Origin of the sequence: Enterobacter cloacae complex sp. 277I4 (genome assembly GCF_050031465.1) — a bacterium.
Lineage (GTDB): Bacteria > Pseudomonadota > Gammaproteobacteria > Enterobacterales > Enterobacteriaceae > Enterobacter > Enterobacter cloacae.
Map to the genome: position 1 here is coordinate 131,736 of NZ_JBLGWC010000002.1, position 15,961 is coordinate 147,696.

Below are 15,961 nucleotides of genomic sequence, written 5' to 3' on the forward strand. Positions count from 1 at the left end.
CTCTTAGTGTGAAAAAATAAATTATAAGACTTTTACTCGGTATGGATGAAGATGTAAAATCCGTAAACCAGAGAATAAATGAGGAAAAAGCGTGACCAAGCACAAAGTTTTCATCAGTTACCACCATGCTAATGACCAATGGTACAAAAACGAACTTGAAAAAATGAATGATGTTTTTGATATTTTTGTGAATCGCTCGGTATCACTTGGTGACATTGATGAAGAAGAAGAACCTCAAAAGATCAGAGAAATAATAAGGGATGAATATTTACGTGATACATCCGCTCTTATTTTACTCGTTGGGACTGAGACTAAAAATAGAAAGCATGTTGATTGGGAATTATATTCATCCATGAGGGATAGTCCCAGAAACGGCAAATCAGGTATTTTTATTATAAATCTTCCTTCAACAGGGACAAACAACATTAGAGCCAGTCATGGTGAAAATGAAAAAAATGAATTTCATCCTAATATAACCGAGTGGATAACAATCAACGACAGAACAACATATAAAGAAATATATCCATATATGCCTGAAAGAGTTATCGATAACTTGATGAGTGAAAAGTCATATATATCAATAGTCAACTGGGATCAGATACACAATAACCCAGAAAACCTTAGAAAAATGATTGAGTTAACATATCAAGATAAAGATAAGTGCGAATACGTTTTTTCTACCCCAATGAGAATGCGTAATGGCTAGCAGAAACAGTAAAGGGGAGTATGATACTCCCCTTTACTTGTTACCAATCCCATTTGGTGGTGTTCACGTTAAATGTTTGTTGAACCCGTGATGTGAAAAAATCATTTACTACTTTAAAATCGTTACATATTTTACTGTAGTTATAGTATTGCTTTTGTATTTTATTTATAGGCGTCAGGTGAACTTTTAATGGTGTATTAGTTATAACATCAATAACTTCATCCTTATCTGATATATATTTATACCATCTTTTATAATTATTTTGATTTTTAGTTAAAAATTTATTTAACACCATTAACATATCATTGCTAATATTATATAACTCATTGTCTTTTTTTGGATTCAATAGTTTCATTTCATCTCTAATAAATTGATATGTCTGATAATATGATGAGATAACTTCATCGAATGCGTCCACATTTTTCTTCAACTTAAAGATAGCTCTTTTTGAATCCAGATGATTTTTTATACTTTTGCGATATAACGTACCACTTTCATTGAACAGAACATTAACGCCGCCTAAACTTAATTTCTCTACTTTAAATGAGTATTTTTTTAAAAGATATAACGCTACAATTAGCCATATAAAAATAGATATTAGTAGTATATATATAATACCAGTTACTAAAGGTTTGTTTTTATTAAATACGGTGTAAATTGAAGGTACATATAATGAAAGATCCACTGTACACATTACAGCAATTACCGCAATGAAAGCTATCGTCCAAATTATAACAAATGTTCTCACAATTCCACCTTGTCAGTTGTAAGATAATCAATCATTGATTGGTGAACGTTCTGAATTGATAATTTTATATACGGTTGAACGCGCAATACCCATATGCTTAGCTATTTCAGTTGCTCCAGTTCCTTTATCATGCATAAATTTTATTTTATTCCTGTCTATTTTCCGTTTTCTGCCAAATTTAATTCCTTTAGACTTGGCCTCAATTCTTCCTTCATTTGTTCGTTCAAAGATGCGAGTACGTTCTGCTTGTGCCACTGCTGATAGAATTGTGACGATCATCTTCCCCATTTCTCCATCGGTACTGATCCCATCATCAATGAATCGGACTGCCACACCCAAGGCATCGAATTCTTTTATTAGTTGAATCATATCGGCAGTGTCACGACCAAGACGGTCTAGCTTCTTCACCAGAATGACATCTCCATCTTCCACCTTCATGCGCAACAGCTCAAGTCCTTCCCTGGCAGCTGAACTTCCCGATGCCTTGTCCGTAAAAATACGGTTGGCTTTTACCCCCGCGTTCTTAAGTGCTCTAATTTGAATATCTAGGGACTGCTGACTGGTTGAGACCCGTGCGTAACCAAAAAGTCGCATAAAAATGTACCTTAAATCGAATATCAGACACCTTGTGTCTATTATGGCAAAAATACGATTTAATAGACAGTCCATGCCTGCCGTTTTATGCTGTCTTATAAATTATAACATTTCGGACGGTTGCGAAATTGTTAATATATAACCGTCAGGCAGGAAGGCCTATATGCCCGTCGATTTTCTGACCACTGAGCAGGAACTGAATTATGGTCGCTATGTTGCAGAACCCAATGACGTGCAGCTGGCGCGCTATTTTCATCTTGATGAGCGAGATCTTGCCTTCATTAACCAGCGACGGGGAAGGCATAACCGGCTGGGAATTGCGCTTCAGCTCACCACCGCCCGTTTTCTGGGCACCTTTCTGACAGATTTAACCCGGGTTCTGCCGGGTGTTCAGCAATTTGTCGCGGTGCAGCTTAATATCCGCCGTCCGGAAGTCCTTTCCCGCTACGCAGAACGGGATACCACCCTCAGAGAGCATACTGCGCTGATTAAGGAATATTACGGTTACCATGAATTTGGCGATTTCCCCTGGTCTTTCCGCCTGAAGCGCCTGCTATACACCCGTGCATGGCTCAGTAATGAGCGACCCGGCCTGATGTTTGATTTTGCCACCGCCTGGTTGCTTCAGAATAAGGTCCTGCTGCCCGGAGCAACCACACTTGTACGTCTCGTCAGTGAAATACGTGAACGGGCAAATCAGCAACTTTGGAAGAAACTGGCCGCGTTGCCGGACAGCTGGCAGACCGCCCGCGTGACTGAGCTGCTGGACATTCCTGAGGGGCAGCGAATTTCACCGCTGGAGCAACTGAAAAAGGGACCTGTCACCGTCAGCGGTCCGGCATTTACCGAAGCGCTGGAGCGGTATATCCGGCTGCGAAACCTGGAGTTTTCCCGACTGAGTTTTACCGGTCTGCCCGCTATACAACTACGTAATCTGGCCCGTTACGCAGGCATGGCGTCGGTAAAATATATCGCGCGAATGCCACAGCAGAGAAAGCTGGCCGTACTCACCGCATTCGTTAAAGCACAGGAGACTGCGGCGCTGGATGAAGCCGTTGATGTGCTCGATATGCTTATACTGGATATCACTCGTGCGGCGAAGAAAACGGGGCAGAAAAAACGGCTCAGGACGCTGAAAGATCTTGACCGTGCTGCGCTACTGCTGGCGCAGGCATGTTCATTGTTGCTAGCTGAGCAGGCTGACGATGCTGAACTGAGGGAGACCATATTCAGCAGCATACCGAAAAGTAGGCTGGCAGAATCCGTCAGCAAGGTAAATGAGCTGGCCCGGCCTCAGAACAACAATTTCCATGACGAAATGGTGGAACAGTACGGGCGGGTAAAGCGTTTTCTTCCGGCGGTATTGCGCGACCTGCATTTCCAGGCAGCGCCAGCCGGAGAACATACGCTGTCCGCCATTCATTATCTGACCGAACTGAACGGCTCGAAAAAGCGCATCCTGGACGATGCGCCTGAACATATTATTACCGGCCCCTGGAAACGCCTGGTATACGATGCGGAGGGCCGGATACAGCGTGCCGGTTACTCGCTTTGTCTGCTGGAGCGCCTTCAGGATGCACTACGCCGACGGGACATCTGGCTCGAAAACAGCGATCGCTGGGGAAATCCCCGCGAGAAGCTGTTGCAGGGGGAAGAATGGCAGGTTCAGCGGGTCCCCATCTGTCGGGCGCTGGGACATCCCACTGATGGACATAAAGGCGTGCAACAGCTGGCGGTCCAACTGGATAAAACCTGGAAAGCCGTCGCATCTCGCTTTGAAGGAAATGCGGAGGTTAATATCTGCCATGACGGTAAATATCCTTCCCTGACTATCAGCAGCCTGGAGAAACTGGAGGAGCCACCATCGTTGCATCGTCTCAACAGTCGGGTAAGGCAGCTACTCCCGCCGGTAGATTTGACGGAACTGTTGCTTGAGATAGATGCCAGAACGGGCTTTACACGTGAGTTTACGCATGTCAGTGAATCCGGGGCCCGGGCGCAGGATCTGCACATCAGCCTGTGCGCGGTCCTGATGGCTGAGGCTTGCAATATCGGGCTGGAACCGCTGATAAAGCACAATATACCGGCGCTGACGCGCCACCGGCTCAGTTGGGTGAAACAGAATTACCTCCGGGCAGAAACGCTGGTCAGCGCCAATGTCCGCCTGGTTGATTTTCAGTCCACACTGGAGCTTGCTGGCCGCTGGGGTGGCGGCGAAGTGGCTTCAGCTGACGGCATGCGCTTTGTCACGCCGGTGAAAACCGTCAATTCAGGACCTAACAGAAAATATTTTGGTTCCGGACGTGGCATCACCTGGTACAACTTCGTCTCTGATCAGTATTCTGGATTCCACGGCATCGTTGTTCCCGGCACATTACGTGATTCCATTTTTGTGCTGGAAGGCCTTCTGGAGCAGCAGACAGGGCTGAATCCGGTTGAGATCATGACAGACACAGCCGGTACCAGCGACATTATTTTTGGCCTCTTCTGGCTGCTGGGATACCAGTTTTCTCCTCGGCTTGCCGATGCCGGTGAAGCAGTATTCTGGCGGGTGGATAAATCGGCAAATTACGGTGCACTAGACGAACTGGCTCGTGGTTGTGCCGATCTGTCGAAAGCCGAGTATCAGTGGGATGAGATGATGCGAGCCGCCGGTTCGCTGAAACTGGGTACCATTCATGCTTCAGAACTCATTCGCTCTTTGCTGAAAAGCTCGCGCCCATCAGGGTTGGCACAGGCGATCATGGAAGTGGGGCGCGTCAACAAGACGCTGTACCTTCTAAATTATATTGATGATGAAGATTATCGTCGGCGGATCCTGACGCAGCTAAACCGGGGAGAAGGCCGCCATGCTGTGGCGAGGGCGATCTGCTACGGGCAGCGCGGTGAGATCAGAAAGCGCTATCGTGAAGGTCAGGAAGATCAACTGGGTGCACTGGGCCTCGTCACTAACGCAGTGGTACTGTGGAACACACTTTATATGCAGGAAGCCCTGAGCTGGATGCGCAGGAATGGAGAAGAAACCGGGGGTGAAGATATCGTCCGGTTATCCCCACTGATGCACGGGCATATCAATATGCTGGGGCATTATACGTTCACGCTACCGGAGGATATTTTGAAGGGGGAACTGAGAGAATTAAATTTTAATTTAAACAATGAATTACCTTCTTAGCGTACGTTTTCGTTCCATTGGCCCTCAAACCCCATCTATGAAAGCAAACAAATTAACTGCATTAATAGTTACAACATACATTGGCTTTGTTTCAATGGCACACGCTTCGGCCCCTCAGGCGGTATTCAGTCCGGAGCAGGAGGCTCGTATCGGAGAAATCGCTGCCGACTATCTGATCTCCCACCCGGAGATTCTCGTGACGGTCAGTCAAAAGCTGCAGGAACAGCAGGAGGTACGTAAGCAGAAAATGTTTGCACTCAGCGTGATGGAGAATCAGGCGAACCTTCTGCATGATCCGGACACACCGGCTTACGGGCCTGAAAATGCAAAAGTCGCGGTGATTGAATTCTTTGATTACCAGTGCGTGTTCTGCAGCCGCTTTGCGCCGGAGCTGGAGAAGGTTATGAAAGCGCAGCCGGACGTCCGCTACCACTTTAAGGAGTGGCCAATTTTTGGTGGTCGCTGGGAAGCTTCATTTCAGGCAGCACAGCAGGGGCTGACGGTCTGGCAAAAGAAAGGGCCGCAGGCCTATGTCACCTATCACAATGCCATCTACGCCACCGGTCATAATGAAGGCAAACTGACGGCGGAGGATATTCACGGAGCAGCGTCAAAGGCGGGACTGACCACCCCAGCTCCTGGCGACCATACCGCATCCCTGGAGAAAAACAGTAACCTGGCTGAGGCGCTGGGACTCACCGGAACGCCGGGGATCATCGTCATGCCCGTTAGCGGAGCGACTCCTGATACCATCACGGTTTTCCCGGAAGCCGTAACCGCTGAAAGACTCCAGGCAGCAATCCTGAAAGCCACGGCCAGATAGAGGATTTCAATTTCCTGTTTGCTGTGCCAGCCACATATGCAACCAACTTTTTTTAGCATATAGTTAAGTTCAGTAGTAAAATGCAGCGCCTCGTCGAGAGATGATGATTATGGAGTCCGTCGTCGTGAAATTTAAAATCCAGCACTTGCAGGCCGCAGTGGCACTGGTTCTTGCCAGTTTCCAGCCGCAACCCAAAGCGGTTGCGTGTCAGCCTACGATTGTTGAACGGGTTTACGAAATGGGCTCCAGAGTCAACAAAACCGATATCAGCGAGCTCACTGTTGCTCTCAATGACGTAGCTGAAGAATTACGCTCAAGTCGCATTGAGCTGGCCCGGTATGCAGACAGCGATTTCTCCGGCGCTATCAAAGTCGCCAGCGACATCAGAAATCATACTATCCATGTCGCAGGTATCGCAGAGTCCTTTGTTCTGATGTTGCCGGAAAAAAACATCATTCAGTCGTATGACAGGAATTCTGTTGAGTTTGCGTTCTTTAAGGCCATTAAGATGGTCAGTCTTGCGACCAAAAACTACCTTAGTCTGATTGATCAAATCACGCGAACGACAGAAGTGCGTGACTCTGGAATCAACCTCTCGGCCATGAATCACCTGCTGGATTCAGGCGACAGGGCTGCGGCCAAATGGCGTTAACGGCTGAGTACAGTCATGTCACGTGGGATTCGTTTTTCCAGCCCACGTTTGCCGTTTACCCTGAGCTGGAGAGTCAGCTACAGGCAGAGTTCATCACGTATAAATCAACTGGCGCACCGTCGAATCTCCTTGGAAGGGACGCCCCCTTTGATTTCCCGCCATTCGCTGTCGATGCTAACGTCCAGCATATTCACGTTAATCTGCATTTCCAGCTCACCTGGAGTGCCAGACAAGAGAATTACAACCGTACCTCAGATCATTATCTCATTTACACAGAACACATGTGGGATAGCGGCCGCTTTCTGCTGATGGGGCTGATAACACCGGCTCATGAACGTATGCCAGCGAGAGATACCCGGTTACTCAGCTACTTTTCTGAAGTTGCAGAAGATTTTCACGCTTCATAACCCTCAAAATCACATATGGTACCCGGCGAAAGAACGAAAAGGACCGGCCATCCCGCATATCCAAACCACCCCGGTTCAGAAGGGGAAGCAGGATAACCGGCAGACCTACTTTAACGGAAGTTCCACTGTTGAACCATTCGAGAAAATCGCGCAGCCTGCGAGCATCTTTGCACACTATCTTGTTAACTTATCATCTTGGTATGTTATTAAGTTCATATCAGATCCAGACGGTCACGAGCCGTGCGCAGGCGCGCTTCGCCGCGGCGATCGTACTGCTGGGTGGTGGTGACGCTGGCATGCCCCATGGCATCCTTTACAGTGATTAAGTCCTCGCCGTTATCCAGCATGGAGGTCGCAAAGGTTCGCCTTAAATCGTGCGGTGCGCATTTTGCAATCCCAGCCAGGCGCTGGCGCACCTGCAGGACATGGTACACCGTCTGGTCGGTAAGCCGGTCGTTCGTCAGGGTGTCAAAGCGGCGGATACGGGTGAATAGCGGCCCGTCTTTTTCTCCCCGCACGTCATCGATCCACTTTCTGAGCCGCTGCCAGGTGCCCGCCGGCATATAGGCCAGCCTTTCCTTGTTCCCCTTACCCAGTACCCTGAGCGCCCGCTCATCTGTGACAATGTCACACAAATCGAGCCCCACGGCCTCCGAGCGTCGCAGGCCGCAGCCGAGAATGACACCCAGCATCGCCGCATCGCGCACCCCAATGCTGGAGTCATCGGCCTCGCAAGCACCGAACAGCGCCCGGATCTCCTCCGGCGGCAGGGCCCGGCCGCGCGGAAGACGGCTGCCGCGCAGGTTACGGACCGCCCGGATGTGCTGGAAGCTCTCCACGTCCATCAGCCTGAGCATCCAGGCTTCCTTCGCCACGCCCTTGAGTGCCGAAAGATAGGTGTTGACGGTGGCGGTGGCCCGGCCGGTGTCGCGCAGCAGTTCGGTCACGGCCATCACGTGATGGCGCCGCAGGCTGCCCCAGCTGCAGGACTCCAGGGAGGCAGCTCCGAGCATAACGGCGACGATGTTCAGGAACGAGGCCATGGTCTGCCGGCTGCGGTGGGAATTGAGTGAAAGCAGGTAGGCCCGGGCCGGGCTGACCGGGGCATTCTCACCTGACAGCGCCGGCAGGAATTCCTCACTGGCTGCGGGCAGACTCAGCTCCGGTTCGTCATCGGGAATCAGGATCATGTCGGGCTCCGTCCGGCGCGCTGCGTAAAAAATCGGGGGCAAACTTACTGTCAGAGCGTACCGCAGAAAGTCTACTTTTTCAAAGGTACATTTTAATAAGCAGAAAAAACTGAAACCATTCTTCGGTCATTGCAGCTCGAACAGCTGTTGACGGTCAGATTCGGGTAGGTGCCTGTACGCTGTAACGCTGCTAATTTAGCTTAACCACCATAATAAAGAGGGAATGTTAACAATGAATCAAAAATGGAAGACGCTGTTAATTTCGATATTAACTCCGTCTGGCATCATATCAGGGATCGCGCTGACTGTGCTCTGGGGATATTTCAGTCGTCTTGACAGACTCGATGTTTTCTTTGAGGTGATGAGCATCAAGAGTCTATTCGCTATGGTCTGCTGCGCAGCCGTATTCTCATTAGCGATTCTGTTATTTATCTTTTTTATAATCTCTATATTCATGCCGATTATCATTCCTCTGGACATCAATAATCTTCCTACATACAATAAAATTCAGAATAACTTTTTATCGATACTGATGCTGTCAGGACTGTTCCCGATGGCGTTTATCTATGTATTTTACTATGCTTTCGATTTCAGCCAGGCCGTAAAAAATAATTCAGGCTGGCTGTCTTTGCTAAGTATCGGTGTACTGACCATAATTATTTCCTGCCTGATAAACCGAAAATATCTAGAACACGACTTATCAATTAAAAATACGAAGGTGAGATGGATGCGGCGATGCCAGATTTATGTGGCCATCCCGCTCTGTATAGCACTGCTGGCGCATCTTCAGGTGTTTCCACTGGAAATAGTATTCAGGAATATTTCTGCTTCAACTGAAAAGGTAAGTTTCAGGATCGTGGCCGGAATGGCGTTCATGTCTTATATGGTTTTTTTTATGACAATTTTGCCTGGCCTCGTTTACCTCAGAATGGATGCCAAGGATAAACTCCCCAAAAAAATTAGCACTTCCCTGATAGTGTCTCTGATGATACTGTTATTTATTTCTACAAAAATAACTGTTTTACCTGTTATATTTACTCATTCCGTCATTAAACTTTCAGGTATAAGTGATTTCAGCACCCACAGCTATATTATAAAATCTAGCGAGTATCCGGAGGAGTTTTTTTCTAATTCAGTTTGGGATAGGAAAAAAATCAAAGCAGGAGAATATTACTCGGTTCGGGCTGTTTCTATATTTACCACCAATCAATTCAGTTTTCTTTGCCCTGAAGAAATAATCAAATCCTATAGGGAAAGCTGGAAATTTAATCCGCTGGATTCTGAGTTCGATACAGATGTCAGGCTTAAACTCCAGAAAGATGCCGCTTACTGCGTACCGGTTTCAGCGACAGCTGTAAAACGCTGGGATGTTCCACTCCAGTAACCGAAGTTTGCAACTTCGTTCCTAATAAGGGTATAAGTACGAAACTTATACCCTTCATTATCATTTCCCGGTAGATTTACTGGGTTTCAATCCGGGTGTATTACCGGGCGTATCCTTATTATCGCGACGACGTTGATCTGGCTTTCCTGTTGACTTGGCAATTGGTTTGGGACCTGGTTTTAAACCCATGATACGGATTCCTGAGTTTCAGAGGGACATCCTCAATATACATATATGGGATCCACTGTACCTTATCAAGTTATAAACGCAAAATGTTCCCGACAGATGACCGGTACGGAAGATTATATCTCTGCCGATCAAGGATGCGTCGAAAAAATGGAGTATACCGCTCCAGAACTGGCGACTGGCGATTAGTGGTTTTATTATCGAGTTCGGTGACTGCCTTAGCGATCACCTTTCATATATTGGAAGTTACACAGAATTTCAGGCTTAAAAAAACAAAAGGAACATCTTGAGAACCTTTAGAGGATAAATCTGATTGTTTTGCCGGATTAAACTTCACTATTTATTAAAATTCGCATTTTGCAGCTTCGCTCCCACTAGGCCGTAAAGGAGGGCGGCAGGGTAGAGCCACAAAACTATTCACTTTTATAAACAACTTGAGCTTTGCGCATTAAACCCTTGCCGCAGGCGGTGAACCGCATATCCGGCACAGACAGTCAGTTTTTCTGGCAGCTTAAATTTAACACAGCTTAATATAGTGATTCATTAAACAGGTTCAGTATTCTGCCAGAACGTTTTAGTCGTTATGGGCGTCCGTTGTAGTGGCACACTAAATTTGGCCACCTGATGAAAGGTGATATTCTCACCACAACACAAAACAGGTGACTTAATGAACAAGAAAACCAAACGAACCTTCCCCCCTGAGTTCAGGCTGGAATGTGCACAGCTGATTGTTGATAAGGGCTACTCATATCGACAGGCCAGTGAAGCGATGAATGTCGGTTCAACCACGCTTGAGAGCTGGGTACGCCAGCTCAGGCGAGAGCGCCAGGGGATTACGCCCTCTGCCACACCCATTACTCCAGACCAGCAACGTATCCGCGAGCTGGAAAAGCAAGTTCGCCGTCTGGAGGAACAAAATACGATATTAAAAAAGGCTACCGCGCTCTTAATGTCCGACTCGCTGAACGGTTCACGATAGCCGCCAGACTAAGTGACAGCCACACGGTTGTCAGCCTGTGTTCTGCTCTGGAAATACACCGCAGCAGTTACCGGTACTGGCGAAAACGACGCGATACGGTTAATCCGGCACGAGTCAGGTTGTGCAGCGAAATACGCCGGGCGTGGAACCAAAGTCGGGGCTCTGCGGGCGCGCGCACTCTGGCTGAAATGCTGACTCAAAACGGGTCCCGATGAGCCGTTACCGTGCCGGGCGTCTGATGAAATATCTGAACCTGAGCAGTTGTCAGCCCGGAAAACATCAGTATAAAAATGCCCGTCAGGAGCATACCAGCCTGCCGAATCTGCTTGAGCGTCAGTTCGCAGTACCGGAGCCAGACCGGGTATGGTGTGGAGATATTACGTATCTCTGGGCAGGAAATCGCTGGTGCTATCTGGCGGTTGTTATGGATCTTTTTGCCCGCAGGGTTATCGGCTGGAGTCTGTCAGCGCATGCCGATACCGCACTGATAAGCAGTGCCCTGCGGATGGCCTATGAGACGCGTGGCCAACCCCGGGATGTCATGTTCCATAGCGACCAGGGAAGCCAGTATACAGGCCTTAAATATCAACAACTTCTCTGGCGTTGCAGAATAAATCAAAGCGTCAGTCGGCGGGGAAACTGCTGGGATAACAGCCCCATGGAACGCTTCTTCCGCAGTCTGAAAACAGAATGGGTGCCAACGAATGGTTACGCAGGCAAGGACGAGGCCCGGCAGCAAATTAATGATTACATATTGAACTACTACAACAGCGTCAGACCTCACCATTATAACGGTGGGCTGACGCCGGAAGAGTCAGAGAACAGATACCATTTTTACTGTAAAACTGTGGCCAGTATTACTTGACCACTACACGTTAGTTTTCTACTAACTGAACGACGACTAGCCTGCCGCCTTCCTCCTTTGACAGAACAAACTGAGCGTTATTCGTCAGTTCAATTTTTTCACCAATGGCAATCTGTCGTTTATCCGGTAATGACATAAGCCCATTTATGCCTTCATTTACTAACCACCACTGATCGTTATGGAAAACAAAATACCCAACTCGTTTCCTTTGTGCATCGGTTGTGCGCTCATTTGGCGCAATGAGGCGATTCACATGCCACGCATAGATTGACTGCCCGCTCCACACCATCAACCGGTGATCGTCAGGACGATAACTGCCTTCCTTTCGGGATGAATATAAATTTAGAACCGGTAATTTACCCTTGTATGGCGTACCGCAGTAGGGACAAACCGGCTTTGTCTTACCTGAGAAAACGTACCATTTCTGTTCACACGCCTTGTTCTGGCAGGGCTGTATCAGATCGACTGTTTTAACCAGGGCACTTTCCCACTCATCGGCGGTCGGGCGTTTAGTGGCATCGTGTAAGCCATCAATAAAGGCGCGTTCAAACAAAGGCGTCAGATAAGGGCCCATGATGGTGTAAGGAATTTTCTCCGGGTCAGCCCAGGGCAGTGAAAAGGAGGATAGCTGACTGACTTTGACTGCATTGCTTTTGTCTGTCGGATGTTCAATGAAGAGTGCCTTCTCACCCATAGATAAGGTCTCATCACGTACTTCATCCGACATGTCATGTATTTTTCCGCCACGTAGCGGATGACGGAAGAACAGATACATGTAGATAAGCACCGACAGCGCATGACGGTCAGTAGAAATGCTTGGCAATACGCGGTTCGGATCCTCTTTGGAAAGATGGCTGGTTTTCACCACTTCCGGAGCGATAAAATCCGGGGTGCCCACGACGTCGGGAGGATACTTTCCAGGGACAACCAGGCCGTCTACGTCAATGATGCAGGCATGTCCCATTTCTGGATCGATAAGCACGTTTTTATAGCTTAGATCGCTGTGACAGAGACCTGCCGCATGCATCCTTCTGACGGCTCTTGTTAGCAGCAGACAGACCTTGAGATAGGTAAGCGTATTGCCTCGTTCACGTGGGTCGAGAAATTTATTCTGGTTGCTGGCGCTGGCAAACCATTTGCCTTCCTTTTCACGGCCTTTTATGCCAAGAAAATCATCGTTTTTAGAGCCGTATTTAAAGAAAAAGTAGCTTTTGTAGGTTGGAACCACGATGCCGATTTTATCCCCATGCTCAACAACGTGGGTCGGCCAGCAAAACAGGTCCTTCCAGTATTCACCTCCGGACTGGCCAAAAATGTTTTGCCTGTAGCGTCCGGTGATCATATCAATCCGATCCCGGGCCTGCTCGTTCTGCGGTTTATGATAAAAAGCGACGACGTATGATTTATCAGGCGAGAAGTAAACATCCTTCATCGAGCCCGAACCAATTACCTCGTCAACATACTGGACTGTTTCGCCGTCCTTTGTTTTGCACGTAACAATATTTGCCATATTGATCACCGAAGAAGCGTATCCCTTACCACAACACCGCAATAGTGCGGTCATCGTGGTTCCCTGTGGAGAAAAAGTTAAGCCAGTCGCCTAACCTCTCAGGCGCAATACTGGCGTCTGTAAGGACAGGGATGAGCTCATCAAGGAGACGGGTCCATTTTTCGTCACTGCGAAGCCCGTTATCTGTCTCAAACAGAGGGTCTGATACGCCATCTGTCATGAGGATCAAGTGAGATACATCATTCCATTTACCCACGCTGATGCGGCCGCTAAACGAGGGGTCTGCGATAATGCTCTGGTCAAGAAAGCGGGTTTGTCCTGCGTATTCTCCGCTATCGGGATTTCCCAGTATCCTGACTTTACCGGAAGGGCTGTATGCACCTATCGCACCATCACCAAGCCAGAATGCAGCCGCAAACAGCTCATTATCAGTTCGTAGCGCTACAGTTGCCAGTAGGGTTGTTGAATAGGATTTCACAGGTTGTTCTGCACAAATGGCTTCGTTCTGGATACTGTTGACCGCGAGCGTAGCTGCCTGTTTAAAATGATGAAGCATGGCGTTTATGGTTGCCTGCTGATCGCTCCCTTCCCACGCCGTGATGTGCTGCTTTAGATGGACGCCTTTCAAACCACTGAGCTGATTGAAAAGGTAATCGCCAGCCGTTTGGACTGCAATCCGGGAGCCTTCCCGGGAATTTACCGCACTACCGGCCCCATCTGCGACCAGCATGACAGACCATCCTGTTTCCTGGCAGTGGTTGATATAGAAGTCGTCATCTCTGAAGCTCCCGGCATGCTCATGAGATCGTCCCCGGCGACTGGCGGCAGCAATACGTATGTCACCCCTGACCAGGCCAGCAGCGTCCAGATGGGACTTAGGGTAGGAAGCGCCTGCTGGTGGCTCTACCACCTTCCACAGGCTTCTCGGATCGGGATTGACTATAAAAAGCTGTTTTGTTTCGCATTCGTCGTGCGAAGCGCATGACCAGAGTACTGAAAGCTCTATATCGCCGCTTTCGGTGGGTGTACCTGTCAGCAACTTATGCTCTTTGTCAAAGGTCAGGCCAATGTTCCTGGGAAAGACAACGTCCCTGACAGTAGCCTGCTGGCCCTCATCCAGAACTATAGCAACCGGCGAAGAGAAACGTTCGCCTGCGCGGGCGTTGGGAATAACTATTTTAGCTCTCGGGGGAACGGCAGGTGGCACAGCTAATCCGGCCCGCTGCTGGCCTGTCGGTATCTGCCCGGGTTTTAATACCAGGGAAGACAGGTTTTCGTCTTCCCTCTGTGCTGGTTTATCAAATTCGTAATAAGGCATCAGCTTCCAGAACGGAGGATGAGGTTCATTTTCTGGCAGGGGTTGCAGTAATGGTGTATCGGTAGCGTCAATGCCCGGGTTATCTGCATCACTTACGACCGTTTGTTGCTGATCGGAAAGGCTGGATGCTGACGAGGGGGCGATCTCTGCGTCGTTATAACCTTCGCTAACCCGCGCAGATAAACCCTGTGCAAGGCTCTCAATCCGCTCTTTAAGCCGCATAATCTCTTCAGTAAGGGAAGGGTCGTGCGATAGAAGAAAAAGCCGCTCACCTTCTACAGGGTGGCCCAGCTCAGACAGCACTAAGCGGATAATCTTCTCTTCAAGTAAAGCATTTTGCGACATCAACCTCTCCCTCTGTTTACGTCGAAGTTAGTGTTTCCGCCATCATTGCTGAATGACAGACCTGTTTCACACCACGGGCAGATCACGTCATCCGGGCCGTCAATGCACAGCAATTTTCCGCATGAGCACAGGGCAAACGCACTGGCATTACCGCAGTGAGGGCAACCCGGTACGCCATGCAGTTCGCTGGTGTTTACCTGCAAACCGGTAGCGGTGGCATCTGACCATGCAAAATAGTCCTCATCGATGGGATAGCATCCGGCAATATTAAAGCTGTTCAGGTTCAGGCTGAAATCGAGCCCGGAAATCCTTGCTGGTGGCCGTTCATACTTCATCAGATACGGACGACGGGTCTTGCTGCAACGGCCGGTAAGCGTAACGCAGTTTTCGTCGTACGCTTTTACTGGCTCGTCCTTGGCCAGCCGGACTATGTATTCAGTCTGGCTGAGCTCAGGTTGTTTGTCGTCTCCGACGCTGCGGCTGTGCGCCGTAACCGAGGCTGTGATCCATTTGATGAAGCGGGTAAAGTCCCCTTCCTGAGACTCGGTGAACAGCATGACATTCTCTGTCAGTTGCCGCAGGGTATTCAGGTCCGCTGACGGCCCCAGGCCAACGGCAATGAGATTCACTTTACTCGCGTAGTGATCCTTCCAGCGCTTCACTTCTGCGGTTGTGTCGTCAGTCGGACGTCCGTCGGTAAGGAGATACACGACGGGTTTCCAGTCGCCTTTAGCCTCATGAGTGGTTTTTCTGACCTGGGTATCAATTTGTACGGTCAGCTCACGCAATGCGGCCCCAAGGCTCGTACCGCCGCCAACGGGAAGGCGGGGAGGGTAGAACGAGGCAATTTCGTGAAGAGGTACAATCGTACGGGCTACACCGGCAAATGCGATTACCGAAACCCAGGCTGTTTCAAGTGCGTGTGGATCCTTTCTTAAATCTCCGACGATCATTTGCAGACCATCAGTCATTTTTTTCAGGTTTTCACCAATCATGGACTCTGAACAGTCCAGGACAAAAAACACGGGAAGGCGTCTCATAATTTTCCTCGTACGGCTGGTACGGCCAGCAGAAAACGTTGC

The 15,961-nt window shown here is 48.8% G+C and carries 12 protein-coding genes and 2 pseudogenes; 8 read left to right on the top strand and 6 right to left on the bottom strand.

Going from position 1 to position 15,961, the window contains the following annotated elements:
- Nucleotides 1–91 precede the first annotated feature (91 nt).
- Complete coding sequence (locus tag ACQG19_RS25675; protein WP_000160641.1) at nt 92–706, top strand: TIR domain-containing protein; 615 nt, start codon at nt 92–94, stop codon at nt 704–706.
- 40 nt (nt 707–746) lie between these two features.
- Here the strand turns inward: ACQG19_RS25675 and ACQG19_RS25680 are convergent, their stop codons facing one another.
- Together ACQG19_RS25680 and ACQG19_RS25685 are read right to left on the bottom strand one after the other, a co-directional pair.
- On the bottom strand, nt 747–1,454 hold the full coding sequence (locus ACQG19_RS25680; RefSeq protein WP_001258875.1) for a hypothetical protein: 708 nt from the start codon (nt 1,452–1,454) through the stop codon (nt 747–749).
- Between the two features lie 27 nt (nt 1,455–1,481).
- Nucleotides 1,482–2,048, bottom strand: coding sequence for a recombinase family protein (locus ACQG19_RS25685; RefSeq protein WP_004098835.1), 567 nt, complete (start codon nt 2,046–2,048; stop codon nt 1,482–1,484).
- A gap of 163 nt (nt 2,049–2,211) precedes the next feature.
- Between ACQG19_RS25685 and ACQG19_RS25690 the strand changes: the two genes are divergently transcribed.
- The 4 genes from ACQG19_RS25690 (at nt 2,212) to ACQG19_RS25705 (ending at nt 7,102) form a co-directional block, all read left to right on the top strand.
- Nucleotides 2,212–5,220, top strand: coding sequence for a Tn3 family transposase (locus ACQG19_RS25690; protein WP_004098837.1), 3,009 nt, complete (start codon nt 2,212–2,214; stop codon nt 5,218–5,220).
- 37 nt (nt 5,221–5,257) lie between these two features.
- Nucleotides 5,258–6,043: a DsbA family protein gene (locus ACQG19_RS25695; RefSeq protein WP_013087230.1), complete on the top strand. Its 786-nt coding sequence runs from the start codon at nt 5,258–5,260 to the stop codon at nt 6,041–6,043.
- Between the two features lie 124 nt (nt 6,044–6,167).
- The gene (locus ACQG19_RS25700; RefSeq protein ID WP_225986326.1) at nt 6,168–6,695 is read left to right on the top strand and encodes a hypothetical protein; all 528 of its coding nucleotides are present in this window, start codon (nt 6,168–6,170) and stop codon (nt 6,693–6,695) included.
- Complete coding sequence (locus tag ACQG19_RS25705) at nt 6,686–7,102, top strand: type II toxin-antitoxin system YafO family toxin (protein ID WP_023338064.1); 417 nt, start codon at nt 6,686–6,688, stop codon at nt 7,100–7,102. Before ACQG19_RS25700 ends, ACQG19_RS25705 begins: the two co-directional genes overlap by 10 nt.
- Nucleotides 7,103–7,314: 212 nt before the next feature.
- Here the strand turns inward: ACQG19_RS25705 and ACQG19_RS25710 are convergent, their stop codons facing one another.
- On the bottom strand, nt 7,315–8,292 hold the full coding sequence (locus tag ACQG19_RS25710) for a tyrosine-type recombinase/integrase (protein WP_013087234.1): 978 nt from the start codon (nt 8,290–8,292) through the stop codon (nt 7,315–7,317).
- A gap of 232 nt (nt 8,293–8,524) precedes the next feature.
- On the opposite strand from ACQG19_RS25710, the gene ACQG19_RS25715 reads away from it, so the two are divergent.
- The 3 genes and pseudogenes from ACQG19_RS25715 to ACQG19_RS25725 all read left to right on the top strand — a co-directional run bounded on the left by ACQG19_RS25715 (nt 8,525) and on the right by ACQG19_RS25725 (nt 11,706).
- Nucleotides 8,525–9,676, top strand: a complete 1,152-nt coding sequence (locus ACQG19_RS25715) for a hypothetical protein (RefSeq protein WP_058654143.1) — start codon at nt 8,525–8,527, stop codon at nt 9,674–9,676.
- A gap of 263 nt (nt 9,677–9,939) precedes the next feature.
- Nucleotides 9,940–10,130 (top strand): annotated as a pseudogene (locus ACQG19_RS25720) (hypothetical protein); the annotation flags it as partial.
- Between the two features lie 399 nt (nt 10,131–10,529).
- Nucleotides 10,530–11,706: pseudogene (locus tag ACQG19_RS25725) on the top strand (IS3 family transposase).
- Between the two features lie 10 nt (nt 11,707–11,716).
- Here the strand turns inward: ACQG19_RS25725 and ACQG19_RS25730 are convergent.
- From ACQG19_RS25730 to ACQG19_RS25740, 3 genes are read right to left on the bottom strand one after another with little or no spacing between them, the layout of a single operon-like run.
- Nucleotides 11,717–13,216: a helix-hairpin-helix domain-containing protein gene (locus tag ACQG19_RS25730; RefSeq protein WP_032662300.1), complete on the bottom strand. Its 1,500-nt coding sequence runs from the start codon at nt 13,214–13,216 to the stop codon at nt 11,717–11,719.
- 25 nt (nt 13,217–13,241) lie between these two features.
- Complete coding sequence (locus ACQG19_RS25735) at nt 13,242–14,879, bottom strand: PP2C family serine/threonine-protein phosphatase (RefSeq protein ID WP_013087238.1); 1,638 nt, start codon at nt 14,877–14,879, stop codon at nt 13,242–13,244.
- Nucleotides 14,879–15,919, bottom strand: a complete 1,041-nt coding sequence (locus ACQG19_RS25740; protein WP_045899550.1) for a TerY-C metal binding domain-containing protein — start codon at nt 15,917–15,919, stop codon at nt 14,879–14,881. Before ACQG19_RS25740 ends, ACQG19_RS25735 begins: the two co-directional genes overlap by 1 nt.
- Between the last annotated feature and the right edge of the window lie 42 nt (nt 15,920–15,961).